This is a genomic window from Pseudomonas sp. AL10 (genome assembly GCF_029960685.1).
GTDB lineage: Bacteria > Pseudomonadota > Gammaproteobacteria > Pseudomonadales > Pseudomonadaceae > Aquipseudomonas > Aquipseudomonas lactis.
The window spans coordinates 230,803-257,187 of sequence record NZ_JASBQZ010000005.1; the positions used below are offsets into that span (position 1 = coordinate 230,803).

24 protein-coding genes are annotated in these 26,385 nt (G+C 59.8%); 14 read left to right on the forward strand and 10 right to left on the reverse strand.

The features are described from left to right. The 6 genes from QK296_RS08520 to dksA form a co-directional block, all read right to left on the reverse strand. On the reverse strand, positions 1-1,404 hold the full coding sequence (locus tag QK296_RS08520) for a polynucleotide adenylyltransferase PcnB (protein WP_003194157.1): 1,404 nt from the start codon (positions 1,402-1,404) through the stop codon (positions 1-3). A gap of 697 nt (positions 1,405-2,101) precedes the next feature. Then, on the reverse strand, positions 2,102-3,538 hold the full coding sequence (locus tag QK296_RS08525; protein WP_003194155.1) for a sigma-54 dependent transcriptional regulator: 1,437 nt from the start codon (positions 3,536-3,538) through the stop codon (positions 2,102-2,104). 22 nt (positions 3,539-3,560) lie between these two features. Further along, positions 3,561-6,515 (reverse strand): sensor histidine kinase, encoded by a 2,955-nt coding sequence (locus QK296_RS08530; protein ID WP_003194154.1) that lies wholly within the window; start codon positions 6,513-6,515, stop codon positions 3,561-3,563. Beyond that, positions 6,499-6,675, reverse strand: a complete 177-nt coding sequence (locus tag QK296_RS08535) for a hypothetical protein (RefSeq protein ID WP_003176118.1) — start codon at positions 6,673-6,675, stop codon at positions 6,499-6,501. Before QK296_RS08535 ends, QK296_RS08530 begins: the two co-directional genes overlap by 17 nt. A 62-nt stretch (positions 6,676-6,737) precedes the next feature. Next, positions 6,738-7,625 (reverse strand): tRNA glutamyl-Q(34) synthetase GluQRS, encoded by an 888-nt coding sequence (gene gluQRS / locus QK296_RS08540; RefSeq protein ID WP_034133686.1) that lies wholly within the window; start codon positions 7,623-7,625, stop codon positions 6,738-6,740. Between the two features lie 83 nt (positions 7,626-7,708). Next, positions 7,709-8,152: an RNA polymerase-binding protein DksA gene (gene dksA / locus QK296_RS08545; RefSeq protein ID WP_003194150.1), complete on the reverse strand. Its 444-nt coding sequence runs from the start codon at positions 8,150-8,152 to the stop codon at positions 7,709-7,711. Positions 8,153-8,472: 320 nt separating this feature from the next. On the opposite strand from dksA, the gene QK296_RS08550 reads away from it, so the two are divergent. Together QK296_RS08550 and sfsA are read left to right on the forward strand one after the other, a co-directional pair. Beyond that, positions 8,473-9,645, forward strand: a complete 1,173-nt coding sequence (locus tag QK296_RS08550) for a pyridoxal phosphate-dependent aminotransferase (RefSeq protein ID WP_014719940.1) — start codon at positions 8,473-8,475, stop codon at positions 9,643-9,645. After that, the gene (sfsA, locus tag QK296_RS08555; protein ID WP_034133684.1) at positions 9,645-10,358 is read left to right on the forward strand and encodes a DNA/RNA nuclease SfsA; all 714 of its coding nucleotides are present in this window, start codon (positions 9,645-9,647) and stop codon (positions 10,356-10,358) included. Before QK296_RS08550 ends, sfsA begins: the two co-directional genes overlap by 1 nt. Here sfsA and QK296_RS08560 read toward each other — a convergent pair. Continuing rightward, positions 10,355-10,672, reverse strand: coding sequence for a Rieske (2Fe-2S) protein (locus QK296_RS08560; RefSeq protein WP_003194144.1), 318 nt, complete (start codon positions 10,670-10,672; stop codon positions 10,355-10,357). The two genes, sfsA and QK296_RS08560, sit on opposite strands and share 4 nt — an antisense overlap. A 156-nt stretch (positions 10,673-10,828) precedes the next feature. Between QK296_RS08560 and QK296_RS08565 the strand changes: the two genes are divergently transcribed. Genes QK296_RS08565 through QK296_RS08575 form a run of 3 tightly spaced genes read left to right on the forward strand, consistent with a single transcriptional unit; the run spans position 10,829 to position 13,508 of the window. Then, on the forward strand, positions 10,829-11,707 hold the full coding sequence (locus QK296_RS08565) for an ABC transporter substrate-binding protein (protein WP_169856689.1): 879 nt from the start codon (positions 10,829-10,831) through the stop codon (positions 11,705-11,707). Continuing rightward, a complete protein-coding gene (locus QK296_RS08570) occupies positions 11,704-12,741 on the forward strand; it encodes an iron ABC transporter permease (RefSeq protein WP_003194141.1) in 1,038 nt (345 codons plus the stop codon). The genes QK296_RS08565 and QK296_RS08570 overlap by 4 nt, the downstream gene beginning before the upstream one ends. Continuing rightward, positions 12,741-13,508, forward strand: a complete 768-nt coding sequence (locus tag QK296_RS08575; protein ID WP_094775287.1) for a heme ABC transporter ATP-binding protein — start codon at positions 12,741-12,743, stop codon at positions 13,506-13,508. Before QK296_RS08570 ends, QK296_RS08575 begins: the two co-directional genes overlap by 1 nt. 243 nt (positions 13,509-13,751) lie before the next feature. On the opposite strand, the gene QK296_RS08580 is transcribed toward QK296_RS08575, so the two are convergent. From QK296_RS08580 to QK296_RS08590, 3 genes are all read right to left on the reverse strand, one after another. Beyond that, positions 13,752-14,024, reverse strand: a complete 273-nt coding sequence (locus tag QK296_RS08580) for a TfoX/Sxy family protein (protein WP_003194139.1) — start codon at positions 14,022-14,024, stop codon at positions 13,752-13,754. A 204-nt stretch (positions 14,025-14,228) separates the two neighbouring features. Beyond that, the gene (locus QK296_RS08585; RefSeq protein ID WP_003194138.1) at positions 14,229-14,573 is read right to left on the reverse strand and encodes a pentapeptide repeat-containing protein; all 345 of its coding nucleotides are present in this window, start codon (positions 14,571-14,573) and stop codon (positions 14,229-14,231) included. Between the two features lie 92 nt (positions 14,574-14,665). After that, on the reverse strand, positions 14,666-16,222 hold the full coding sequence (locus QK296_RS08590; RefSeq protein ID WP_094775286.1) for a bifunctional aminoglycoside phosphotransferase/ATP-binding protein: 1,557 nt from the start codon (positions 16,220-16,222) through the stop codon (positions 14,666-14,668). 118 nt (positions 16,223-16,340) lie between these two features. Between QK296_RS08590 and mrcB the strand changes: the two genes are divergently transcribed. The 9 genes from mrcB (at position 16,341) to msrQ (ending at position 26,158) form a co-directional block, all read left to right on the forward strand. Further along, on the forward strand, positions 16,341-18,665 hold the full coding sequence (gene mrcB / locus QK296_RS08595; RefSeq protein ID WP_003194136.1) for a penicillin-binding protein 1B: 2,325 nt from the start codon (positions 16,341-16,343) through the stop codon (positions 18,663-18,665). Positions 18,666-18,681: 16 nt separating this feature from the next. Beyond that, positions 18,682-19,416, forward strand: coding sequence for a tetratricopeptide repeat protein (locus QK296_RS08600; RefSeq protein WP_003194135.1), 735 nt, complete (start codon positions 18,682-18,684; stop codon positions 19,414-19,416). Beyond that, entirely contained in the window at positions 19,416-19,745 is a 330-nt protein-coding gene (locus QK296_RS08605; protein ID WP_003194134.1) for a YqcC family protein, read from the forward strand. Before QK296_RS08600 ends, QK296_RS08605 begins: the two co-directional genes overlap by 1 nt. Before the next feature lie 431 nt (positions 19,746-20,176). Then, positions 20,177-21,901, forward strand: a complete 1,725-nt coding sequence (locus QK296_RS08610; protein WP_003194133.1) for an acetolactate synthase 3 large subunit — start codon at positions 20,177-20,179, stop codon at positions 21,899-21,901. A gap of 2 nt (positions 21,902-21,903) precedes the next feature. Continuing rightward, positions 21,904-22,395, forward strand: coding sequence for an acetolactate synthase small subunit (gene ilvN / locus QK296_RS08615; RefSeq protein ID WP_003176102.1), 492 nt, complete (start codon positions 21,904-21,906; stop codon positions 22,393-22,395). Positions 22,396-22,441: 46 nt separating this feature from the next. Further along, a complete protein-coding gene (ilvC, locus tag QK296_RS08620) occupies positions 22,442-23,458 on the forward strand; it encodes a ketol-acid reductoisomerase (RefSeq protein WP_003194132.1) in 1,017 nt (338 codons plus the stop codon). Between the two features lie 145 nt (positions 23,459-23,603). Then, positions 23,604-24,461, forward strand: coding sequence for a CDP-diacylglycerol--serine O-phosphatidyltransferase (gene pssA, locus QK296_RS08625; protein WP_003194131.1), 858 nt, complete (start codon positions 23,604-23,606; stop codon positions 24,459-24,461). Between the two features lie 63 nt (positions 24,462-24,524). Further along, entirely contained in the window at positions 24,525-25,538 is a 1,014-nt protein-coding gene (gene msrP / locus QK296_RS08630) for a protein-methionine-sulfoxide reductase catalytic subunit MsrP (protein ID WP_003194130.1), read from the forward strand. Further along, a complete protein-coding gene (gene msrQ / locus QK296_RS08635; RefSeq protein WP_003194129.1) occupies positions 25,538-26,158 on the forward strand; it encodes a protein-methionine-sulfoxide reductase heme-binding subunit MsrQ in 621 nt (206 codons plus the stop codon). Before msrP ends, msrQ begins: the two co-directional genes overlap by 1 nt. Positions 26,159-26,385 lie beyond the last annotated feature (227 nt).

Sequence of the window (26,385 nt, forward strand, 5' to 3'; positions counted from 1 at the left end):
TTATTCGCCCGCAGCGCCCGAGGCATCGGCACTGCTGCGTTTACGCTTGGTGCCGCTGCGGCGACGCTTTTTCGGGCCTTCGCCGGCGCTATCGCCTTTGCTGCCCAGTTCACGAATCATCTCGCGGCGCTGGCTGTCATTGGCGTCCTGATAATCGGTCCACCATTCGCCCAGGCCATCGGTCTGCTCGCCGGCGCTTTCACGTAGCAGCAGGAAGTCGTAGCCGGCACGGAAGCGCGGGTTGTCCAGCAACAGATCGGCGCGCTTGCCGCTGCGGCGTGGCAGGCGCTCCTGCATGTCCCAGATTTCGCGGATCGGCATGGTGAAACGTTTGGGGATGGCGATGCGTTGGCACTGTTCGGCGATCAGCTCGTGAGCCGCTTCCTGCATGGCCGGGATCGGCGGCATGCCACGGTCCTGCAAGCGCAGTACGCGTTTGGGCAGGGCCGGCCACAACAAGGCAGCAAACAGGAACGCCGGGGTCACCGGCTTGTTCTGCTTGATGCGCAGGTCGGTGTTGATCAAGGCCTCGCTGATCAAGGTGTGGGTGTACGTCGGGTTGTACTCCAGGGCCTCGGCGCTGGCCGGGAACAGCGGGTCGAACAACTGCAGATCGACGAGCATTTCAAAGGTGTCGGCGGCGTAGCCCGAAAGGAACAGCTTGAGCACTTCCTCAAACAGGCGCGCCGAGGGGATTTCCCGCAGCATCGGCGCCAGTTCGCGAATTGGCGCGGCGGTGTGCTTTTCGATGCCGAAGTTGAGCTTTGCCGCGAATCGCACGGCGCGCAGCATGCGCACCGGGTCTTCCTGATAGCGCTGCGTCGGGTCGCCGATCAGGCGGATCAGATTGTTGCGAATGTCGTGTACGCCGTTGGCGTAATCGAGGATGCGCTCGCTGACCGGGTCGTAATACAAGGCATTGATGGTGAAGTCGCGGCGTTGCGCGTCCTCTTCCAAAGTGCCATAGACGTTATCGCGCAGGATGCGCCCGCTCTCGTTGCGGGAAGACTGGTTGGTGTCTTCCTCTTCATCGTTTTGCGGGTGACCGGCGCGGAAGGTCGCGACCTCGATGATTTCGCGACCAAAGTGGATATGCACCAGCTTGAAGCGCCGGCCGATGATTCGTGCATTACGAAACTCGGCGCGCACTTGTTCAGGCGTGGCGCTGGTGGCAACGTCGAAATCCTTGGGCGTGATGTTGAGCAACATGTCGCGTACGCAGCCACCCACCAGGTAGGCCTGGTAGCCGGCGTTCTGCAAACGTTCGACGATGTTCACTGCATAACGGCTGAATTGAGCGCGCTGCAGCGAATGCTGGCTGCTATTGAGCACTTCAGGCGTGCTGCGTTTGTGTTGCGTTCGACGCAAGGGAGAACGGAATGACTGGAACAACTTCTTCAGCATGGGATGCACTGTTTGAAGGAATGTTCGGCCATAACGAAGAATGACCGCATGATGGGCGGGGATTCTAGCATTTAGTCGGGGGATGGTGTAGGAACAAGCTAAAGGCATTGCGCCATAAGCGTTTGAAGGTCAAATCCCGGAAACTACAAGGGGAGCCGAAGCTCCCCCAGAAGTAGTTGCGTGCTCTATTTTTATTATTGATGTCGGGCTTCTTGTTTTTGTTGATCGCCCTCGCCATAAAGCTTCACCTTCATGACACTCCCAATCGGGAGTCAAGAGCAAACGGATTGCTTTGGTCGCTGTGTTGCTGATCTACGATCCAACCAGTTCAGGCTCTGCCTTAGGGCAGTTTTTGTTGTTCTCGGCCTGGTTGCGGGGCAAGCCCCAAATGCAACGCCTCTCCAAAAGAATCAGTTAGCTGCGCCTCCGCCGTGTTGTTTTTGTTATGCGTGAGTCGATTCGTCTTATTTTTATTGTCTTGTACAAAGCTTGTTATTGTTTTTGTACTAAGCATATAGCAGGGTGCGTGCCAACTTTTGTGCCGCCCAGCAAAACCGGGGGGTTGGGCTGGTTTCGCCGGTTTGAGGGCCAAAAAAAAGCCGGGGCTTCGTTACCGTAAGCCCCGGCTTTTGTTACGTGAAAAGTCAGCGGTAACAGTTTTTTCACATCAACAGGTGTTACCTGTGGGGCTGCGCCCTCAGCTTTCGCTGGCCACCCCGGTCTTGCGCCGTGGAATGCCCAGGCGCTGACGGCGTTCCCACAGGCATTTGCGACTCACGCCCAGCTTGCGTGCGAGCTCGGTCTCGGTCATATGGTCCTGATGCTCGAGCACGAAGTGCTGGAAGTAATCTTCCAGTGACAAATCTTCCGTCGGTTCATGGCTGGTATTGCTGGCTCCGCCCTGCTGCGGGGCCAAGCCGATGAAATCGTCGTCGTCCAGGTCACTGAGCTCAATGTCGATGCCCAGCAACTCGGCGGAAATCTCCGGACTCTCCGACAGAATCACCGCGCGCTCGACGGCGTTCTCCAGCTCACGCACGTTCCCTGGCCACGAGTAGTGACGGATCGCCTGCTCGGCGTCTGCGGCAAACTTCAGGTCGGTGCGATCAATGCGCGCGCCTTGACGCAACAGGAACGCGTTGGCGATCTCGTTGACGTCGGCGCCGCGCTCGCGCAGGGCTGGCAGTTTGAGCGCGATGACATGCAGGCGGTAATACAAGTCCTCACGGAACTGGCCGATCTTGGCCAGGCTCTTGAGGTCTCGGTGTGTCGCTGCGATCAATCGAACATCGACCTTCTGCGATTGTACCGAACCGACCCGGCGAATTTCGCCTTCTTGCAGTACGCGCAGCAACCGCGCCTGGGCTTCCAGGGGCAGTTCGCCAATTTCATCGAGGAACAAGGTGCCACCGTCCGCGGCTTCCACCAGGCCCGCACGCCCGGCGCTGGCGCCGGTGAACGCCCCTTTCTCGTGGCCGAATAACTCGGACTCGATCAGGGATTCGGGGATCGCCGCGCAGTTCACCGAGATCATCGGCGCCTTGGCACGCTTGGACAGGTTGTGCAGGGCGCGGGCCACCAGTTCTTTACCGGTGCCCGATTCGCCCTGGATCAATACATTGGAGTCGGTCGGCGCCACTTTGCGGATCTTGCTGTACAAGTCCTGCATCGGTGGGCAGGAGCCGATGATGCCGATCTCGCCGTTGCTGTTGTCGACACCCGGTTTTTCGCCGGCGCTGGCCTTGCCGGTGGGGCGCTGCTCGGCAGGCGCGCTGCTGGCCGACACACGGTCACGCAGGATGCGGGCCACGGCCTGGAGCATTTCGTCGTGATCGAAAGGCTTGGCGATGTAGTCCACCGCGCCCATCTTCATCGAGTCCACCGCCGAGCGCAGGCTGGCGTAGCTGGTCATGATCAGCACCGGGGTGCCCTGGCCCAGCTTGATCAGCTCGGTGCCCGGGGCGCCGGGCAGGCGCAGGTCACTGACAATCAGGTCGAACGTGGGAATGCTGAATCGCTCTTGGGCTTCCTGCACCGAGCCGGCTTCGCTGACCTGGTACTGATTACGTTCAAGCAGGCGTCGCAAGGCAGAGCGGATAATGGTTTCGTCTTCGACGATCAAAATGTGCGGCATTGATTCAATTCTCTCGACGGTCTCAGTTCACAGCGGACGTCGCTTCGACATGACGCGGCAAGGTCACCCGGATACGGGTGCCGCGTTGGCTTTGTGTGTCAGCCGGGCTGTCGATGGTGATTTGTCCATAATGCTCTTCAACGATGGAATAGACCAGTGCAAGGCCCAGACCGGTACCTTCACCGGGGTCCTTGGTGGTGAAGAAGGGTTCGAACAATCGGTCCATGATGTTCTGTGGAATGCCGCTGCCTTCGTCTTCCACGATCAGGTCGACCGTATGCTCGAAAGCCTCGCTCTTGACACGTACAGCACTGCCGGCCGGCGACGCGTCGCGGGCGTTGGACAGCAGGTTGATCAGCACCTGGGCCAGGCGTTGTGAGTCGCCATCGACCCAATGGTCCGGATCGCACAGGTTAAAGAACTGTACTTCGAAATTGCGCCGGTTCAAGGCCAACAGCCCAATGGCATCCTGCGCCACTTCGGCCAGGCACACCGCTTCGTCCTGATTCTGATGGGCGCCGGAGTGGGCAAAGCTCATCAATGACTGGACGATGCGTGAAACCCGCTTGGTCTGTTCGAGGATCTGCCCGCTGATTTCGGTGATTTCACCGTCTTCTTCGCGCTCTTCGCGCAGGTTTTGCGCCAGGCAGGCGATACCGGTGATTGGGTTGCCGATTTCATGGGCCACGCCGGCTGCCAGGCGCCCAATACTGGCCAGGCGTTCGGAGTGCACCAGCTTGTCTTCGAGCATTTGTGTATCGGTCAGGTCTTCCACCAGCAGCACCAGGCCGCTGTTACCCGGTGCCAAGGGTTCATCGATGGCGGCTTTGTGCAAGTTGAGCCAGCGGGTCTGGCCGTCGAGGGCCAAGTGTTGCTTGTGCAGGTGCTCGTCCGGCAGGTTGATGAAGCCTTGCAGCAGCTCTTTCCATGGATCGCCCAGGGTATTGAGGCGCGAACCCACCACTCGCTGGGCGGCGATGCCGGTGAGTTCCTCCATGGCCTTGTTCCACATCAGGATTTCCTGGTCCTTGGCCAGGGAACACACGCCCATCGGCAGTTCCTGCAGGGTCTGGCGGTGGTAACGGCGCAGGGCGTCCAGCTCGGCGGCCAGGCCGGTGAGGCGTGAGTGGTAATCCTCCAGCCGGCTTTCGATGAAGTGGATGTCTTCGGTAACGTAGTTTTCGCCACCGGCCTTGTAGGGCAGGAAGGTTTCCACCATGTCCTGGGACACGCTCGGCCCCATCAACCCGGACAGGTTGGCCTCGATACGGTCACGCAGGCGGCGCAGGGCATAGGGGCGGCGCTCGTCAAATGGCAGGTAAAGGTCGCGTAGCGCCTGTTCGACTTCCTTTTGTGCGGCCTTGGCGCCCAGGGGCTTGGCCAGTTGCGTGGCGAACTCCTGGGGCGAGGCCGCATGCAGTTCGCGGCGTTGCGGGCGGCGCACGTTGTCCACCGCGCAGGCTTCGGCGGCGCTGGTTTCTTCGGCGCTGGCGTTGGTGAACAGCGAGATCAGGGTAAACATCAGTACGTTGGCGGCCAGCGAGGCGATGGCCGCCATGTGCCAACTGGTGTCGTCCAGCACGTAGATCATGTTCAGCAACGGGATATAGAAGCCCTGCAAGTTGCCGACCAGCGGTAACAGCATGGTGACGGTCCACACCAGGATCCCGGCCAGCAGCCCAGCAATAAAGCCACGTCGATTGGCGGTCGGCCAGTACAGCACCGACAACACGCCCGGCAGGAACTGCAAGGTGGCAACAAACGCGACAATGCCGAGGTTGGCCAGGTCTTGCCCGGCGCCCAGCAGCAGATAAAACGCGTAGCCGGCCATGATGATCGCGACGATCAGCGCGCGTCGGGTCCATTTCAACCAACGGTAGATATTGCCCTCAGCCGGCGGCTGGTACAGCGGCAGTACCAAGTGGTTGAGCGCCATGCCCGAGAGTGCCAGGGTGGTGACGATGATCAACCCGCTGGCGGCCGACAACCCGCCTACATACGCCAGCAGGGCCAGGGCCGGGCTGTTGGCAGCAATACCGATGCCCAGGGTGAAATACTCGGGGTTGGTGGTGGCCCCCAGTTTCAGGCCGGCCCACAGGATCAGCGGCACCGCCAGGCTCATCAGCAGCAGGAACAGGGGCAAGCCCCAGCTGGCGCTGACCAGCGAGCGCGGGTTGAGGTTCTCGGTGAAGGTCATGTGGTACATGTGCGGCATCACGATCGCCGAGGCGAAGAACACCAGCAGCAGCGTACGCCATGGGCCTTCCTGCAAGGGCGTATGCAAGGCGGCGAGGGCGGTCTGGTTTTGCAGCAGCCACAGCTCCAGCTGTTGCGGCCCGTCGAACACGCCGTAGAGCGCATAAAGGCCGACGCCGCCGATGGCGATCAGCTTGATGACCGACTCAAAGGCAATCGCAAACACCAGGCCCTGGTGTTTCTCGCGGGTGGCGATATGGCGAGAACCAAAGAAGATGGTGAACAAGGTGATCAGCGCGCAGAACGCCAGGGCAACCCGATGTTGCACGGGCTCGCGGGTCAGGATGCTGATGGAGTCGGCCACCGCCTGGATCTGCAGGGCCAGTAACGGCAGCACACCGATCAACATGAAGATGGTGGTCAGCGCGCCGGCCCAGGTGCTGCGAAAGCGAAAGGCAAACAGGTCGGCCAGGGAAGACAGCTGGTACGTCCGGGTGATTTTCAGGATCGGGTACAGCAGCACCGGCGCCAGCAGGAACGCGCCCGACACCCCAAGATAACTGGAGAGAAAGCCGTAGCCGTACTGATAGGCCAACCCCACCGTGCCGTAGAACGCCCAGGCACTGGCGTACACGCCCAGGGACAAGGTGTAGGTCAACGGATGGCGAATGATCGCCCGCGGAATCATTCCGCGCTCACTGATCCAGGCCACGCCGAATAACGCAGCCAGGTAGGCGGCGCTGATCAGCAGCATCTGGGTGAGACTAAAGCTCATCGGCATCTTTTTGGCTCTGCAGGATGAAGGTCACGACGATCAGGATCAGCCACAGCAGATAAGGGCGATACCAGGCGCCCGTGGCGTCGATCCACCAATCCATGATGGCGGGGGAGAACAGGTAGATCCCGACGACCAGCAGCAGGACCAAACGATAGATGTACATGTTGGCCTCTGATTAAAAATCTGCCGCGATGTTAACGGATGGCTGGCAACCTGCAAGCGCCTTCAACTCAATTGCGCTTCGGCCAGGGTCAGCGTGCGCGGGATGCGGGTGGCGTCCCAGTGTGCAATGCCCCAATCCAGCAGTTCTCGTGGGCTTGCGTGAAGCAATTGCGTGTCAGTCTGTTGGCCAAGGGCGCGCAGTGCTCTGAGTAGCAAAGGCGTGGCCTGGTCGGCTGTCAACGGTGCAGAGCGGTAGGACTTGCCCAGCTTGTTGCCGTCTGGCTGCACGATCAGCGGTACATGCAAGTAACGTGGCTGGCGCAGGCCAAGCAGCTCTTGCAGGTACAGCTGGCGCGGTGTGGAGTCGAGCAGGTCGGCGCCGCGCACGATATCGGTTATCCCTTGCCAGGCGTCGTCGAGCACCACCGCCAGTTGGTAGGCGTAGAGGCCGTCGCGGCGACGGATGATGAAGTCGCCGGCATCGCGGCCCAGATGCTGCCGGAACTCGCCCTGGACGCGGTCGATAAAGTGATACTCCAACTCGGGCACGCGCAGGCGGATGGCGGCGTCTTGCTGGGCGTGGCCGGCATTGCGGCACAAGCCTGGGTAAACCCCGTTGTAGGGCGCCAACTGCTTGCGCGAGCAGGTGCAGGCGTAGGCCAGGCCGTGGTTGAACATATCGTTCAGTACTTTGGCGTAGGCATCATGCCGCTCGCTCTGACGAACCAGTTCGCCATCCCATTCAAAGCCGTAGCTTTCCAGCGCATGCAGGATCGCCGCCTGAGCGCCGGGCTCTTCACGGGGAGGGTCAAGGTCTTCCATGCGCATCAACCAACGGCCATGGTGGGCGCGTGCATCGAGGTAGGAGGCGAGGGCGGCAACCAGGGAGCCGAAGTGCAAATGGCCGCTGGGTGTGGGGGCGAAGCGCCCGATATAAGTAGAGGCTGTCATGGCCCGGATACTACTGCATAACCGGTAAACGCCAGAAACAAAAATGGAGCGTTCGCACGCTCCATTTGTTCAACTCGGCAACGTTACTTGCCGACCTGTTTTTCCTTGATTTCAGCCAAGGTCTTGCAGTCTACGCACAGGTCCGCGGTTGGGCGGGCTTCCAGTCGGCGAATACCGATTTCGACGCCGCAGGATTCGCACCAGCCGTATTCTTCGTCTTTGATCAGTTGCAGGGTCTTGTCGATCTTCTTGATCAACTTGCGCTCGCGATCGCGGGCGCGCAGTTCGAGGGCGAACTCTTCTTCCTGGCTGGCACGATCGGCCGGGTCAGGGAAGTTGGCCGCTTCATCCTTCATATGGTCAACCGTACGGTCAACTTCCTGCATCAAGTCCTGTTTCCACTTGTTGAGGATCTTGGTGAAGTGCTCGCGCATGGGCTCGCCCATGTACTCCTCGCCCTTTTTTTCGACATAGGGTTCGAAGCCGCCGAGGCCTTGAGTCTGCTGTTGCTTTGCTTGGGTGGACATGAATAGACCGCCTCTCACTCTTCTAATCCATTGCGCAGGATTGCAACGTCACCGACACCTGCCGGCCCTGCGGCTGCAAGCGGGCGAACTTACCAGATAGATTCAGGGTGCGCTACTCCCGGTTGTCGAGGTCCAGGGCAAAGGGGATGCAAACCGCAGCAGCCCGCCATGACTGGGTATGTATTGCCTCGAATGTTGATTTTAGCTGTTTTACGAGCGCGCGCAGGGTGCACTTGCAGCCCCAATCAGGCAATAGAGCATGTTTTACCGCGAGGGTTCGGTAGAATCCAGATTTTGTCCTCACCGTCTAAGGAAGGCTAATGGCTCAGCCCTACAGTGCGCGCAGTCGCGCCATCGAACCTTTTCATGTCATGGCGTTACTGGCGCGTGCCAATGAGCTGCAGGCCGCCGGTCACGACGTGATCCACCTGGAAATCGGCGAGCCGGACTTCACCACCGCCGAACCGATCATCCAGGCCGGCCAAGCTGCGTTGGCAAACGGTAAGACGCGCTACACCGCCGCCCGTGGCTTGCCGGAGTTGCGCGAAGCCATCAGTGGTTTCTACCAGCAACGCTACGGTTTGAGCATCGACCCGCAGCGCATTCTGATCACTCCCGGTGGCTCCGGCGCGTTATTGCTGGCCAGCAGTTTGCTGGTGGATCCGGGTAAGCATTGGCTACTGGCGGACCCAGGCTACCCCTGCAACCGACACTTCCTGCGCCTTGTGGAAGGCGCGGCGCAGTTGGTACCGGTCGGCCCAGACGTACGCTACCAGTTGACCGCCGATCTGGTGGCCAGGCATTGGGACCAGGACAGTGTCGGCGCACTGGTGGCGTCGCCCGCCAACCCCACCGGCACGATCCTCACCCGGGACGAGTTGGCTGGGCTGTCGGGCGCCATCAAGGCGCGCAACGGTCATTTGGTGGTCGACGAGATTTATCACGGCCTCACCTACGGCACGGACGCCGCCAGTGTGCTGGAAGTCGATGATGACGCCTTTGTCCTGAATAGTTTTTCGAAGTATTTCGGCATGACCGGCTGGCGCCTCGGTTGGCTGGTGGCGCCGCCTGAAGCGGTGGGTGAGTTGGAGAAATTGGCGCAAAACCTCTACATCAGTGCGCCAAGCATGGCCCAGCATGCCGCGTTGGCCTGTTTCACCCCGCAAACCCTGGAGATTCTGGAGCAGCGCCGTGCCGAATTTGGTCGCCGCCGTGACTTCCTGCTGCCGGCCCTGCGTGAGCTGGGGTTTGGTATCGCCGTGGAGCCCGAAGGTGCCTTTTATCTGTATGCCGATATCAGCGCGTTCGGCGGCGATGCCTTCGCGTTTTGCCGGCATTTCCTCGAAACCGAGCATGTGGCCTTTACGCCCGGGTTGGATTTCGGTCGCTACCAGGCGGGCCATCACGTGCGTTTTGCCTACACGCAAAATCTCGATCGGCTGCAAGAAGCGGTGGAGCGGATCGCCCGTGGTTTGCGGAGCTGGCAAGGCTGATGCGTTTTAATCCTCCTCTTGAAGAAGGGCGGCTGATCCGCCGCTACAAGCGCTTTCTCACCGATATCGAAACCCTTACCGGCGAGTTGCTCACCATTCACTGCCCTAACACCGGCTCGATGCTCAACTGCATGGTCGAAGGTGGCCAGGTCTGGTTCAGCCGTTCCACGGACCCCAAGCGTAAGCTGCCGGGCACCTGGGAGATTGCCGAAACGCCCCAGGGCCGGCTGGCGTGCGTCAACACCGCGCGTGCCAATCAGTTGGTGGAAGAAGCCTTGCTGGCCGGTGTGATCACTGAGCTCAATGGCTTTACTGCGTTGAAGCGTGAGGTGCCTTATGGCCAGGAGAAAAGCCGCATCGACTTTCGCCTGGATTACCCCCAGGGTGCTGCGTTTGTTGAGGTCAAAAGCGTCACCCTGGGCTTTGATGGCAGCTCAGTGGCGGCTTTCCCCGATGCGGTGACCCAGCGCGGTGCCAAGCACTTGCGTGAGCTGGCGCATCTGGCGCGCGACGGTATACGGGCCGTGCAGCTGTATTGCGTGAACCTGTCGGGGATCGACGCGGTGCGCCCGGCGGTGGAAATCGACGCCGGTTATGCGGCAGCGCTACGTGAGGCCAAGGCTGCAGGTGTAGAGGTGTTGGCCTATGGCGTACGGGTTACGCCGCAGGAGATTTACGTCGAGCGTCGGCTGAAGGTGCTGCTGGGCGACTAGAGATCGACCCACAATCCCTGTTCGTCTTCGCGGCCGGGCAGGGCGGTGAGGCTTTGGCCTGCGCAAGGCCCGGCGATGCACTCGCCGCTTTCAATCAGGAACAACGCGCCATGGGTGGCGCATTGGATCAGGCTGGCGCTTTCATCGAGGAAGCGATCTGGCTGCCATTCCAGCGGGATGCCGCGATGGGGGCAGCGGTTGAGATAGAAGTACGCAATGCCGTCCCGGCGCACCGCCAACAGCCTGTGGCCATCGATATCAAAACCGCGGCTGCTGTTGGGGGCGAGGTCGCCGGAGGCGCAGAGAAACTTCATTTCAATCCTTAAGTGCCTTGACGTGCAAATGCAAACAATTATCAAATGCCTGCTTCGCCCGTCAGCTGATTGGGTGCTCAATACGATGCATGGCAGGGGTAATCTGTCACATCAATGAGTGCTTGAGTGGCCCTGCCCTAGGAAGGAAACCCTGTTATGCGCCTGAGTACCAGCGCTATTGCGCTTGTTGCCTCACTGCTGGTCAACCCTGGGGTGCACGCCTCTGAACTGCCGCAACGCTGGGTCAGTGCCGGCGGTGCGCTGTCGGAATGGGTGACGGCCCTGGGCGGTGAGTCGAAGCTGGTGGGGGTGGACACCACCAGTCAGCATCCGGCGTCGCTCAAGGCCTTGCCGAGCATTGGTTACCAGCGGCAGTTGTCGGCCGAAGGCATTCTCAGCCTGCGCCCGCAAATCCTCGTGGGCACGGAGGAAATGGGGCCACCGCCGGTGCTGGCACAGATTCGCAGCGCCGGGGTGCAGGTGGATATGTTCTCGGCCCAGCCGGATTTGCCCACGCTCAAAGGCAACCTTGAACATTTGGGGAAACTGCTCGGTAGTGAGGCCCAGGCTGATGCCTTGTTTGCCGGGTATGAGCAGGCGCTGGCGCAGCAAAAAAACTGGGTGGCCAAGGCCCAGGCTACACAGAAGGCTCCAGGTGTGCTGTTGCTGCTCGGCCATGCCGGTGGCAAACCGCTGATCGCCGGTAAGGACACGGCCGCTGACTGGATGTTGCAGCAGGCTGGTGGGCGTAATCTGGCCACGCATGTGGGCTATAAACCGTTTTCCGTGGAATCGCTGGCCGGTTTGAATCCTGAGGTGCTGGTGTTTGCCGATCGCGCCCTGACCGGGGACGCGGCGCGTGCCGCCTTGTTCAAGGAAAATCCGATCCTTGCTTCTACGCCGGCAGCCAAGAGCGACCGAGTCTTTGAGCTGGATCCGACCTTGCTGGTAGGTGGCCTGGGGCCGCGATTGCCGCAAAGCCTGGAGAAACTGTCTGCCGGCTTTTATCCGTCCCAGGCCAAGCCTGCTCCATGACCACTCTGGTTAAGCCAAAAACGCTGTTTATCGGGCTGTCGCTGCTGTGTGTATTGGCGATCTGGCTCTCATTGGCACTGGGGCCGGTCAGCCTGCCGTTAGTGGACACGCTCAGGGCTGCGTTAAGACTGATGGGCGTACCTATTGAGCCGCAAGGATTGGAGCAGGCCGAGTTGATCCTGGGGCAGATTCGCTTGCCGCGCACCCTGTTGGGGCTGGCGGTCGGCGGTGTGCTGGCGTTGTCGGGTGTGGCGATGCAGGGGTTGTTTCGCAATCCGCTGGCCGATCCTGGCTTGGTCGGTGTGTCAAGCGGCGCAGCGCTGGGGGCGGCGGTGGCGATTGTTGGTGGCTCGTTCTTTGGCGGGCTGCCGGAGGCATTCGGGCCGTATCTATTGTCGCTGTGCGCATTTCTCGGCGGCCTGGGCGTTACGGCGCTGGTCTATCGTCTGGGACGTCGCAATGGCCAGACCAATGTCGCGACGATGTTGCTCGCCGGTATCGCCCTGACGGCCCTGGCCGGTTCTGCGGTGGGGCTCTTTACCTATTTGGCTGACGACGCCACGTTACGCACCCTGACGTTCTGGAACCTGGGCAGCCTCAATGGCGCAAGTTACTCGCGGTTGTGGCCCTTGCTGCTGGTGAGCGCGGGCGTGGCGCTGTGGTTGCCGCGCCGGGCCAAGGCGCTGAATGCGCTGCTGTTGGGTGAGTCTGAGGCCAATCATCTGGGTATTGATGTTGAAAGGCTCAAGCGTGAGCTGGTGTTCTGTACGGCTTTAGGCGTTGGCGCTGCAGTGGCGGCGGCGGGCATGATTGGTTTTGTCGGGTTGGTGGTACCCCATCTGGTGCGGTTGCTGGCGGGGCCGGATCATCGGGTGTTGTTACCGGCCTCAGTATTGGCGGGGGCGAGCCTGCTGTTGTTTGCGGACCTGGTGGCGCGCCTGGCGTTGGCGCCGGCGGAGCTGCCGATCGGTATTGTCACCGCGTTTATCGGTGCGCCGTTTTTCCTCTATTTATTGTTACGAGGGCGCGCCTGATGTTGCGGGTAGAAGCGTTGCAGATCCGGCGTGGTGGGAAAACCGTGCTGGCCGATATCACCTTGGACCTTTTGCCGGGCGAAGTGCTGGGCGTTCTGGGCCCCAATGGCGCCGGCAAAAGCACCTTGCTTGGGGCGCTGTGCGGGGAGTTGCAGCCGGATCAGGGCAAGGTCTGGCTGGATCACCAGGCGCTCAAGCACATGACCGGCGCGCAGCGTGCCCAGCGCCTGGCGGTACTGCCACAATCTTCCACCCTGGATTTTGCTTTTCGTGTCGAAGAGGTGGTGGGCATGGGCCGCTTGCCCCATCAGACCGGGCGAGTGCGCGACGACGAAATCATCAGCGCGGCCCTGCAAGCGGCGGATGTCGGCCACCTGAGTGGCCGCAGTTACCTGGCGTTGTCCGGCGGCGAGCGGCAACGTGTGCACCTGGCGCGGGTATTGGCGCAGTTATGGCCAGGTGAAGCGGGGCAGACATTGTTGCTGGATGAACCCACGTCGATGCTCGACCCCCTGCACCAACACACCACCTTACAAGCTATCCGACATTTCGCCGACAGAGGCGCTGCGGTGCTGGTCATTCTGCATGACTTGAACCTGGCAGCGCGTTACTGCGACCGGATCCTGTTGCTGGAAAACGGCCGCCCTCACGCGTTGGATACGCCCTCCAAAGTCTTGCAACCTGAGCCGCTCAAGGCTGTATTCGGCCTGGATGTGCTGGTACAGCTGCATCCGGAGCGTGGGCATCCGCTGATCATTGCGCGCTGAGGCGGGTTAATTCACGGGCAAAAAAAGACCCGGCAAGAGCCGGGTCAAATAACCGTGATTAGCCTGATGAGGAGATAATCTGAGAGTCCGAACCAATGGTCTTTCAGTTATCGGCTGATCTCGCGACCAGTTGTGATAATCATAACGATTCTCATTTGAGAGTCAACATTTGTTTTTCTGGCTCATGTAGTTTTCTCAAACGCTCGTTTGTAATGCCCGTAAACACTGGGTTTGAGTGCCACTCTAGTTCTTCTGATGCACTGAAATCGCTTCCAGCTGACGGTTCAAGGCCTCCTTGCGCTCCGTGGGTATGTCGTTCCAGTGCACATCCATCAATGCCCCTTCAATCGCATACAGCAGAACCTTCGAGGCTCGAAACCCGCGCGTGCGCACGGCTCGGTAGGCATCGACCGCCCCCAGCCGACGCAAGTCGGACGCGCTGTGGATGCCCACCGCATGCAGCCACTGCGCTGACGTCTTGCCAAGGTTTTTCAGGTGTTGCAGCTCATCGTTCATCAAGCCTCCTTGCGTTGGCCGAATGGTGCGGTGGGTGTCGTGACCAGGCAGCCTGAAAATGAGTGTAGCGCTCAGTAGGAAAAGCGTGGTTCTTTGGTCAGGAAGGGCTGAAAAGCTTATAAGAATGGCGCGACGGCGCTTGCTCGCAGATAGGCGCAACGCGCCCGCCAGGCAGGGGATGTGGCCGTCACTCAGTGTGTGGGGTTACTTGGTGCGGTAGCGCAGGCGAGTACCGAAATTGACTGACATAAGTATTTCGTCAGCCGTGAGTTCGGGCGGGAAATAAGCACCCGAAATCTGTGCATGGGCCAGGCTGGCGCCTTCCAGTGAGCAGCCACGCAAGTCCAGGCCGCGCAGGTCGGCAGAGCGAAAATAGGCGTCGGTAAAATCAACACCCGTGGCGTTCAGGTCGCGCAGGTCCAACCCGCGAAAGTCGCCACCGCGCATGTCGATGGTGCCGTTCTCAGGGCGCTCCTGGTTGAAGCCGCGGATATCGTCCTTATGCAGGAGGGCGTAGAGCGGGGTATCAAGAAGCTTGGGCTGACTCATGATCGCGACTCTGGCTGGTGTTATGGAGCCAGTATAGTGCCACTATCGCGAGGTCGCGCGCCGAAGACGGCGACACGACCAAGAAATATTTCTTACAGGCCCGGCAGACGCTGGCGGATATGCCCGACCAAGGCGTCGAGCGTCCCGCTTTCATTGGTCTCGACACGCTTGCTGAGCAGCAGCTCCTCGGCAGTCAGCGGATCACGACTGGCTTGTTGTTCTTCGATAACGGCCAGTGTGGCGTCGGACGGATCGTTTTTATCCGCCTGGCGTTGGGCCAGCCAACTGGTGATAACGGCGTGCGGGGCGTTGCAGTCGAGGATCAGGAACGGCGCGCCAGTGGCTTCGGCAACCTGGGCGGCGGCGTCACGCTGTGCGCGTTTCAAGAACGTGGCATCCAGCACTACCGGGTAGCCGGCGCGCAGCACGGTGTCGGCAATCTCGTTCAGGCGTGCGTAGGTGGCAGCGCTGGCGTCCTGATTGTAAATGCCGGCCTGCAGGGTGTTCTCCACCTGCTGCTCGCCAAACAGGCGCTTGCGCTCTACATCCGAGCGCAGGCGGATGGCGCCCAGGGCTTCGACCAGGCGCATGGCCACGTGGCTCTTGCCCACGGCTGAAACACCGTGGGTGATTGCCAGGAAACGCGAAGGAATGGTGCTGTAGCTCTCCGCCAGGTTGGCGTAGTTGCGGTACTGGCGCAGGGTGGTAGCGCGTTGCACCGGGTTGGCTTCGCTCGGCATGCTGAACAGTGCAACCTTGGCGCGCACCAGCGCACGGTAGGCTTTATAGAAGTTCAGCAGCTCCAGGCCCTGGTAGTCACCGGTCAGTTCCAGGTACTGGCTGATAAAGCGCCGTGCCAGGCATTTGAGGCCGCGATCTTCCAGGTCCATGGCCAAAAAGGCGGTGTCGGCGTACACGTCGGTAAAGCGGAAAGGCTCGTTGAACTCGATGCAGTCGAAGATCACCACGCGGCCATCGATCAGGGTGGCGTTGCCCAGGTGGATATCGCCGTGGCATTCACGGGTATAGCCGTCGAGCTTGCGCTGCGCAAGCAGAGGCTTGAGGCGTTCGAAGCTGCTTTCAGCCCAGGCTTGCAGAGCCTCCAGTTGCGTCAGGTCGGCCTTGTCGCTGAGGAACGGGCGGATCTGGTCAAAGTTCTGGCGTACCGGCGCCATTACTTCCTGCGGCGTGCCGGCCGGGTGGTCTTGTGGGACTTGAGGGGCATGGAGGTGGAACTGGGCAATCTGTTTGGCCATCTCATCGATGTGCGCGCTGGTCAGTTCGCCGTTGGCTTGCAGGGTGCTGAGCATCTGGCTTTGCGGGAACTGACGCATTTTCAGCGCGTATTCGATGGCCGGGCCGTCGCCACCCAGTTGCGGTGCCTCGGCAGTGCCGGTAATCGGCAACACTTCAAGATACAAATCTTCGGTCAGGCGCTGGTTGAGGCGCAGTTCCTCGCGGCAGAAATGCCCGCGGTCGTCCAGATTGGTGAAGTCCAGGAAGCCGAAGTTCATCGGTTTCTTCAGCTTATATGCATAGGGGCCCGTCAGTATCACCCAGGAAATATGGGTCTCGATGACTTGAAACGCGTCAACCGGATGAGGGTACAAGGCCGGGTTTTGCAGGGCAGCGATCAGGGTCTGGCTCACGGGCGATCCTTCAAAGTCTGGGGAAAATCATGGGGGGCATTATGGCTGCTGATGCCAGTCGTGCAAACCGCTGTCCGGCTCATGTTGATCATCAATAAAGTGCGTATAATCCGCCGCCATGACTCGAACCCGATCTCCCCGTTCCCGTAAAAAACCTCCTTCCCGCGGCCCGCGCCCTTGGCTGGGCTGGGTGATCAAGCTTGGCCTGGTGGGCCTTGTGGCGGTCGCTGGCCTTGCGGTGTACCTCGATGCCGTGGTGCAGGAAAAATTCTCCGGCAAGCGCTGGACGATTCCGGCCAAGGTGTATGCACGCCCGCTGGAACTGTTCTCTGGCCAGAAGCTCAGCAAGGAAGATTTCCTCACCGAGCTCGATGCACTGGGCTACCGCCGCGAACCTGTGAGCAATGGCCCCGGCGCTGCTGCGGTCAGCGGTAATACCGTCGACCTGAACACCCGTGGCTTCCAGTTCTACGAAGGCCTGGAAAAAGCCCAGCCGGTGCGCGTGCGTTTCTCTGGCGACTATGTGGCTGAGCTGTCGTCGCTCAATGGCTCCAAGCTGCCGGTGGTGCGTCTTGAACCGTTGCTGATCGGCGGTATTTACCCGAAAAACCTTGAAGATCGCATCCTGATCAAGCTCGATCAGGTGCCGCCGTACCTGCTGGAAACCCTGGTCGCTGTCGAAGACCGCGATTTCTATAGCCACTGGGGTGTCTCGCCGAAGTCGATCGCCCGTGCTATCTGGGTCAACACCTCCGGCGGCAAGATGACCCAGGGCGGCAGTACGTTGACGCAACAATTGGTCAAGAACTTCTACCTGACCAACGAACGCAGCCTCACCCGTAAACTCACCGAAGCCATGATGGCGATGTTGCTGGAGCTGCATTACAGCAAGCAGGAAATCCTCGAGGCCTACCTCAACGAGGTATTCGTCGGGCAGGATGGCCAGCGCGCCGTGCACGGTTTCGGCCTGGCCAGCCAGTTCTTCTTCGGGCAGCCGTTGTCCGAGTTGAAGTTGCATCAGGTCGCGTTGCTGGTGGGGATGGTGAAGGGGCCGTCCTATTACAACCCGCGCCGCAACCCGGAGCGTGCGCTTGAACGTCGCAACCTGGTGCTCGATGTGCTGGAGCAGCAGGGTGTCGCTACCGCTGAACAAGTAGCCGCTGCGAAAAAAATGCCACTGGGTGTGACCACTCGCGGCAAGCTGGCGGATAGCTCATTCCCTGGCTTTATCGACTTGGTCAAGCGCCAACTGCGCGAAGACTACCGCGACGAAGACTTGACCGAAGAGGGCCTGCGGATCTTCACCAGCTTCGACCCCATCCTGCAGATGAAGGCCGAAGCGTCGGTCAACGACACCTTCAAGCGCCTGACCGGCCGTAAAGGCTCGGATGAAGTCGAAGCCGCCATGGTCGTGACCAACCCGGAAACCGGCGAAGTCCAGGCCATGATCGGCAGCCGGCAGGCCAGTTTCGCCGGTTTCAACCGCGCACTGGATGCCGTGCGGCCAATTGGCTCGCTGGTCAAGCCCGCGGTCTACCTCACAGCACTGGAAAAACCCAGCAAGTACACGCTGACCAGTTGGCTGTCCGATGACCCGCTGTCGGTCAAAGGTGCGGATGGCCAGGTATGGACCCCCAAGAACTTCGACCGCCGCTCCCATGGCACGGTGTTCCTGTATCAAGGGCTGGCGCATTCCTACAATATTTCGACCTCGCGCCTGGGGCTTGAGGTAGGCGTGCCAAATGTCCTGAAAACCATAGCGCGACTGGGGGTGGAGCGTGAGTTCCCTGCATTCCCATCCATGCTTTTGGGCGCTGCGGCCATGACGCCGATGGAAGTGACCACCATGTACCAGACCCTGGCCAATGGTGGCTTCAACACGCCGATGCGCGGTATTCGCAGTGTGCTGACCGCCGATGGCGAACCGCTCAAGCGCTACCCGTTCCAGATTCAGCAGCGCTTCGACGCGGGTTCCATTTACCTGATCCAGAACGCCATGCAGCGCGTGATGCGGGAGGGTACAGGGCGTTCGGTCTACAGCGTGCTGCCGTCGAACCTGACCCTGGCCGGCAAGACCGGTACCAGTAACGACTCCCGCGACAGCTGGTTCGCAGGGTTCGGCCAGGATGTACTGGCCGTGGTGTGGCTGGGGCGCGACGATAACGGCAAGACGCCGTTCACCGGTGCGACCGGCGCGTTGCAGGTATGGACCAGTTTCATGCGCAAGGCTGATCCGTTGCCGCTCAACATGCCGCAGCCGGACAATATCGTGCAGGCCTGGATTGATCCGCACACCGGCCAAGGCTCCGACGCCAACTGTCCGGGCGCGGTGCAGATGCCGTATATTCGCGGCAGCGAACCACCACCCGGCGCCGCGTGCAGTGGCAGTACACCTGCTGACGCGGAATCGGTGATGGATTGGGTCAAGGGCTGGATGAATTAAGCAAAGAGGGTTTCAAGTGAACAAGTTGTGGATTCCAGCCATTACGGCTCTGGCTTTGCTCGGCGGTTGCTCCAGCGTGCAGCGCGGCTCTATCCCTGTGGTGGACTCAAGCACGTCCGTCTCCAATAGCGACCGCATTTCGGCCAATGGCGGCTTCCGTCAGACCGTGGTCAAACGGCCTGCCCAAGCTGCACCCCAGGCCATTCCCCAGGATTCCGGCGTCGTGGTGATGGTGCCAGGCAGTGGGGCTGCAACCTCGGCGCCTATCAGTGCCGAGCCATGGACCCCAGGCCCGAGCACTTCCGGGCCGGTGAACTCCACGCCGATTCAAACCGCGCCGGTCAACCAGGGCACCTACAACATGCCTTCGACGCCGAGCGGTATTCCGTCATCGTCCAATGCGGGTGGGTTGTCGGCTGACGAACAACTGGATGGCCCGGTGCTGGCGTTGCTCACCACCGCTCAGCAGCAGCAGGCCGGTGGCGACTTGAACGGCGCCTCGTCGAGCCTTGAACGTGCCCAGCGCGTGGCGCCGCGTGAGCCACAAGTGCTCTATCGCCTGGCCCAGGTGCGCATGGCCCAGGGCGATGCGCCCCAAGCGGAGCAGTTCGCTCGTCGCGGCCTGAGCCTGGCCAATGGCCGTCCAGACCTGCAAGCCAGCCTGTGGGCGTTGATCGGTGATGCACGTGCCGCCCAAGGGGATGCCGCCGGTGCAGCCCAGGCGCGGCAAAAAGCCAAGGTCAGTCTCTGATGGATGCGCGTTTCCCCGCGATCGCCGAGCAGTTATTGCTGATCGAGCGCGAACTGCGCGTACAGGGCTGGTGGGATGAAGTTTCCCCTGGCGCTGAAGCCCTCAGCAGTGTCGAGCCCTTTTCCGTCGATACCCTGGACTTCCATCAGTGGCTGCAATGGATCTTCCTCGCGCGTATGAAGCAGATCCTGGAGCAGGACCTGCCCTTGCCGAATGCGTCGGGGATCCTGGAAATGGCCGAGATGGTCTACGCCGACCGACCGCGGGAGAGCCTCGGCTTGCGTAACGCGCTGAAAAAGTTCGATCAATTGATCGTCGACGCTCGTTAATTGCCTGACTGCCGGTTTTTCCGGCAGTCTTGCGCACATTTCTACCGCTTGACGACATTCAGGCGAGTTTTATCCCTCCTCAAAGCCCTTTCTTCTACGTTCTCATGCGCTTAGTTGGAAAAAAGCGCAATTATTGCTTGACTTGAAGGGCGTGAAACAGAAGAATCCAAAGTCCGCTGTATCGGGACTGCCAGAAGCAGGCCCGCTCAGCAGATCATGAGGCGCACATCCGCGCCGACCTGTAACACCCGCAACGCGTTACCTCGCGCTGGGTGGGAAAAGCCCGCAACACTTGGGACGATCCCAATACTTGCTCAGTCAGTGCTGACGTAGTCGGCGACCACCGTCGCTCATGCTCTGTTGAGAAGTAAACCTATTAAGACCCGTCGGTTTTTAACGGACGGTATTCTGGCGTTTTAGAGGTGAACAACGTGGAGCTTTTATCTGGCGGTGAGATGCTCGTCCGCTTTTTGCGTGACGAAGGCGTCGACTATATCTACGGGTACCCAGGTGGTGCTCTGCTGCATGTCTACGACGCACTGTTCAAGGAACCGGCTGTTACCCACATCCTGGTTCGCCACGAACAGGCCGCGACCCATATGGCTGACGGTTACGCCCGTGCCACCGGTAAAGCCGGCGTGGTACTGGTAACGTCCGGCCCAGGCGCAACCAATGCCATTACCGGCATCGCGACTGCCTATATGGACTCCATTCCGATGGTGATCATCTCTGGTCAGGTGCCTAGCACTATGGTCGGCACCGATGCATTCCAGGAAACCGACATGATCGGTATTTCCCGGCCGATCGTGAAACACAGCTTCATGATCAAGCATCCCTCGGAAATCCCGGATGTCATGAAAAAGGCGTTCTACCTTGCCCAGTCCGGTCGCCCGGGCCCGGTAGTGGTCGATATCCCGAAAGACATGACCAACCCGGCCGAGAAGTTCGAATACGTCTTCCCGAAAAAAGCCAAGCTGCGTTCCTACAGCCCGGCCGTGCGTGGGCACTCGGGGCAAATCCGCAAGGCGGCAGAAATGCTCCTGGCGGCCAAGCGTCCTGTGCTGTACTCCGGTGGTGGCGTGATTCTGGGTGGCGGTTCTGCTCCGTTGACCGAACTGGCCAAGCTGCTCAACCTGCCGGTGACCAACACCCTGATGGGCCTCGGCGCATTCCCGGGTTCGGACCGTCAGTTCGTCGGCATGCTCGGTATGCACGGCAGCTACACCGCCAACCTCACCATGCACCACGCCGATGTGATCCTGGCCGTGGGCGCGCGGTTCGATGACCGGGTGATCAACGGCGCGAGCAAATTCTGCCCGAATGCCAAGATCATCCATATCGACATCGACCCGGCGTCCATCTCCAAGACCATCAAGGCCGATGTGCCGATCGTGGGTCCTGTAGAAAGCGTACTGACCGAAATGGTCGCTGCGCTCAAGGACATCGGCGAAACGCCGAACAAGGAATCCGTTGCCAGCTGGTGGAAGCAGATCGACGAATGGCGCGGTGATCGCGGCCTGTTCCCTTACGACAAGGGCGACGGCAGCATCATCAAGCCGCAAACCGTGATCGAAACCCTGTGCGAAGTGACCAAGGGCGACGCCTTTGTGACCTCCGACGTAGGCCAGCACCAGATGTTCGCGGCGCAGTACTACAAGTTCGACAAGCCTAACCGCTGGATCAACTCTGGTGGCCTGGGCACGATGGGCTTTGGTTTCCCTGCGGCCATGGGTGTGAAGCTGAGCTTCCCGGATGCCGACGTTGCCTGTGTGACGGGCGAAGGCAGCATCCAGATGAACATCCAGGAACTGTCGACGTGCCTGCAGTACGGCCTTCCGGTGAAGATCGTCTGCTTGAACAACGGCGTACTGGGCATGGTTCGTCAGTGGCAGGACATGAGCTACGGTAGCCGTCACTCCCATTCCTACATGGAATCGTTGCCAGACTTCGTCAAATTGGTTGAAGCCTATGGCCACGTCGGCATTCGCATCAACGATCTGAAAGATCTGAAGCCGAAAATGGAAGAGGCGTTCGCCATGAAGGACCGCCTGGTGTTCATCGATATTCAGGTGGATACCAGCGAGCACGTCTACCCGATGCAGATCAAAGACGGCTCTATGCGCGACATGTGGCTGAACAAGACGGAGCGTACTTAATCATGCGGCATATTATCTCCCTGCTTCTGGAGAACGAACCCGGCGCTCTGTCTCGTGTTGTCGGCCTGTTTTCGCAACGCAACTACAACATCGAAAGCCTGACCGTGGCCCCAACCGAAGACCCGACCCTGTCGCGCCTGACGTTGACCACCGTGGGTCACGATGAGGTGATCGAGCAGATCACCAAGAACCTCAACAAGCTGATCGAAGTGGTCAAGCTGGTCGACTTGTCGGAAAGCGCTCACATCGAGCGCGAGCTGATGCTGGTCAAGGTCAAGGCCACGGGTGCCCAACGTGCCGAGATCAAACGCACTACCGATATTTATCGCGGGCAGATCGTCGATGTGAGCGCCAGCGTTTATACCGTTCAACTGACCGGTACCAGCGACAAACTGGACAGCTTCATCCAGTCGATCGGGACGGCCTCGATTCTGGAAACCGTACGCAGTGGTGTCACCGGGATAGCCCGTGGCGACAAAGTACTCAGCATCTAACCCAATTAGCGAATGGCCTTACGGCCTGGATATATAGAGGAACCTCATGAAAGTTTATTACGATAAAGATTGTGACCTGTCGATCATCCAGGGCAAGAAAGTCGCCATCATCGGCTACGGTTCCCAGGGCCACGCCCAAGCGTGCAACCTGAAAGATTCCGGCGTTGACGTGACTGTTGGCCTGCGTAAAGGCTCGGCTACTGTTGCCAAGGCTGAAGCTCATGGCCTGAAAGTGACTGACGTTGCTTCGGCTGTTGCGGCTGCCGACCTGGTCATGATCCTGACCCCGGACGAGTTCCAGTCCTCGCTGTACAAGAACGAAATCGAGCCGAACATCAAGAAGGGCGCCACCCTGGCCTTCTCCCACGGCTTCGCGATTCACTACAACCAGGTTGTGCCACGCGCTGACCTCGACGTGATCATGATCGCGCCGAAAGCACCGGGCCACACCGTGCGTTCCGAGTTCGTCAAAGGCGGCGGTATCCCTGACCTGATCGCGATCTACCAGGACGCGTCGGGCAACGCCAAGAACGTTGCACTGTCCTACGCTGCTGGCGTGGGTGGCGGTCGTACCGGCATCATCGAAACCACCTTCAAGGACGAGACCGAAACCGACCTGTTCGGCGAACAAGCCGTTCTGTGCGGTGGTACTGTTGAGCTGGTAAAAGCTGGTTTCGAAACCCTGGTTGAAGCTGGCTACGCGCCGGAAATGGCCTACTTCGAATGCCTGCACGAACTGAAGCTGATCGTTGACCTCATGTACGAAGGCGGCATCGCCAACATGAACTACTCGATCTCCAACAACGCCGAATACGGCGAGTACGTGACCGGCCCTGAAGTAATCAACGCCGAGTCCCGTCAGGCCATGCGCAACGCCCTGAAACGTATTCAGGACGGCGAATACGCCAAAATGTTCATCAGCGAAGGCGCTACCGGCTACCCTTCGATGACCGCCAAGCGTCGTAACAACGCCGCTCACGGTATCGAAGTCATCGGCGAGCAACTGCGCTCCATGATGCCGTGGATCGGTGCCAACAAGATCGTCGACAAAGCCAAGAACTAAGTCGTACGCATCGAGGGAAAACGCGGCTTAGGCCGCGTTTTTTCGTTTGGAGGGCCGGTTCTGGTATAAAGCTGCATCGTTTGCAGGCGAACAGTCGCTGCAAGTATCTGTCGAATTTTTTTCACACCGTTGCAAGGTAAAGTCCATGAGCGAACGTCCCGAAGAGCCACATCAGGCTTCCGACGCCGAAAGCATGCTGCCGATCGATGAACATGTCGAAGAAGGGCATGACGCCGAAGGCCGCAAGGTCCGGCATCGTGGCATCTATCTGCTGCCCAACCTGTTCACCACGGCGAACCTGTTTGCCGGCTTCTATTCCATCATCAACTCCATGAGTGCCCAGAGTGCGCTGGCGGCGGGTGATGCGGCGAGTGCCAGCAAATACTTCGGTTTTGCCGCGATCGCAATCTTCGTGGCCATGGTGCTCGACGGCCTGGACGGGCGTGTGGCGCGTATGACCAATACCCAAAGTGCCTTCGGCGCCGAGTACGACTCGCTGTCGGACATGGTTGCCTTTGGTGTCGCTCCCGCACTGCTGGCGTTTGCCTGGGCATTGGGTGACATGGGCAAGGTCGGCTGGATGGTTGCCTTCATCTATGTCGCGGGCGCCGCTTTGCGCCTGGCGCGCTTCAACACCCAGGTGGGGACTGCCGACAAACGCTACTTCATCGGCCTTGCCAGCCCGGCAGCGGCGGGTGTTGTCGCGGGGATTGTCTGGGCGTTCAGTGACTACGGGATTCAAGGGTCGAAGATGTCGTTCCTGGTTGCCCTGATGGTGGCGGCGGCCGGCATGCTGATGGTCAGCAATATCAAGTACAACAGCTTCAAGGAGTTCGACCTCAAGGGGCGCGTGCCTTTCGTGGCCATCCTTGTCGTGGTGCTGGTGTTCGCGGTCGTGTTCAGTGATCCACCGCGTATCCTGCTGCTGGCGTTCCTGGCCTACGCCGCTTCGGGCCCTATTCAGTACTTGTTGCGTCTGCGTCGGGACAAAACATTGCCTTAATGTAATTTCCCCCATACTCCGCAGTCTATTGGTGCATCAGTTCTCCAACGCTGCGGAGTTACCATGTTAATCAAATTACCCAAAGCGTCCGATTGTCACGAATCGGATGTCACGCCTGAATCTTTCTACCTCTCTCGCCGCAGCCTGCTCGGCGGTGCGCTTGCCGGTATTGCCGCCAGCAGCTTGCCGCGTTGGGCCAGTGCGGGCGATGCTGCGCGGTATGCCGACGTCGAGCCGGGCAGCGCGCCCGGCTGGTTTACCGAAAAACTTCCGAATACGAAGTGGCAGGCGGTGACGGTCAAGGATGAGGCCATCACGCCGTTCAAGGACGCCACCCACTACAACAACTTCTATGAGTTCGGGACAGGCAAGGGCGACCCGGCGACGAATGCGGGCTCGCTCAAGACGCAGCCCTGGAGCGTGGTGATAGATGGTGAAGTCGCAAAGCCTGGGCGCTATGCTCTGGAGGACTTCATGAAGCCCTATGAATTGGAAGAGCGCATCTACCGCCTGCGTTGTGTCGAGGCATGGTCCATGGTGATTCCGTGGATAGGCTTTCCCATCTCGGCGTTGCTCAAGCAGGTCGAGCCAACCTCCAAAGCCAAGTACATCCGTTTTGAAACCCTTCAGGATCCCAAGAGCATGCCTGGGCAACGCTCAAGTTTCGGCTTGATCGACTGGCCTTATGTGGAAGGGCTGCGCCTGGATGAGGCGATGAATCCGCTGGCGATCCTGGCTGTGGGTATGTATGGGCGGGAGTTGCCCAACCAGAATGGTGCGCCTTTGCGTTTGGTGGTGCCGTGGAAGTATGGCTTCAAGAGTGTGAAGTCCATCGTGCGGATCAGCCTGGTCAGTGAGCAGCCGAAAACCACCTGGCAAAGTATTGCGGCTGATGAGTATGGGTTTTATGCGAATGTGAACCCTACGGTGGATCATCCACGCTGGACCCAGGCGCGGGAGCGCCGTCTGCCGAGCGGCCTGTTTAGTCCGAATGTGCGCGAGACGCAGATGTTCAATGGCTATTCGGATGAGGTCGCTTCTTTATATACAGGCCTCGATCTGCGGAAGAACTACTGATGCGCTATCCCATCTGGCGCATCGGCGTGTTTGTAGCCGCTGCAGTGTGGCCATTGCTCTGGTTGTATGAGGCGTGGAGTTCCGCGCTGGGGCCTGACCCTGGCAAGGTGCTCGTCGATCGATTGGGTTTGGGAACGTTGATTCTGTTGCTGATCACACTTGCCATGACGCCGCTGCAGAAGTTGAGCGGTTGGGCGGGGTGGATAGCGGTGCGTCGACAGTTGGGCCTGTGGTGCTTTGCTTATGTCGTGCTGCACCTGGCGGCCTATTGCGTATTTGTCCTGGGGCTGGATTGGTCGCAGCTCGGCGTAGAGTTGAGCAAGCGGCCCTACATCATTGTGGGTGCGCTGGGGTTTGTTGCTCTCCTGATGCTGGCCGTCACGTCGAACCGCTACAGCCAGCGCCGGTTGGGGAGCCGCTGGAAGAAGCTGCATCGCCTGGTCTATGTGATTCTTGGGCTCGGTTTGCTGCACATGTTATGGATAGTGCGGGCGGATCTGAAGGAGTGGGCTATCTACGCTTCTATAGGTGCGCTGCTTCTGTTGCTGCGGGTGCCGCCGGTGACGCGACGAATCCCTCGCCTTATTGCTAAAAAAGCGCCTTCTGCAACAAAAGCGTAATTAAGCCTTGACGGCAGATTCTAGAAGCCTATAATTCGCCCCACTTCCGGCGCAGTCGAAACGGAAAACTCCTTGGTAAACAATGAGTTACGCAGTTCTCGACAGCAAGTTGCTTCAGTTCATCGAAGCCAAAAGGAAGTTGAAAAAGAGGTGTTGACAGCAGCGTGTAACGCTGTAGAATTCGCCTCCCGCTTACGAGAGATCGCAAGCGCAAGTGGTTGAAGTTG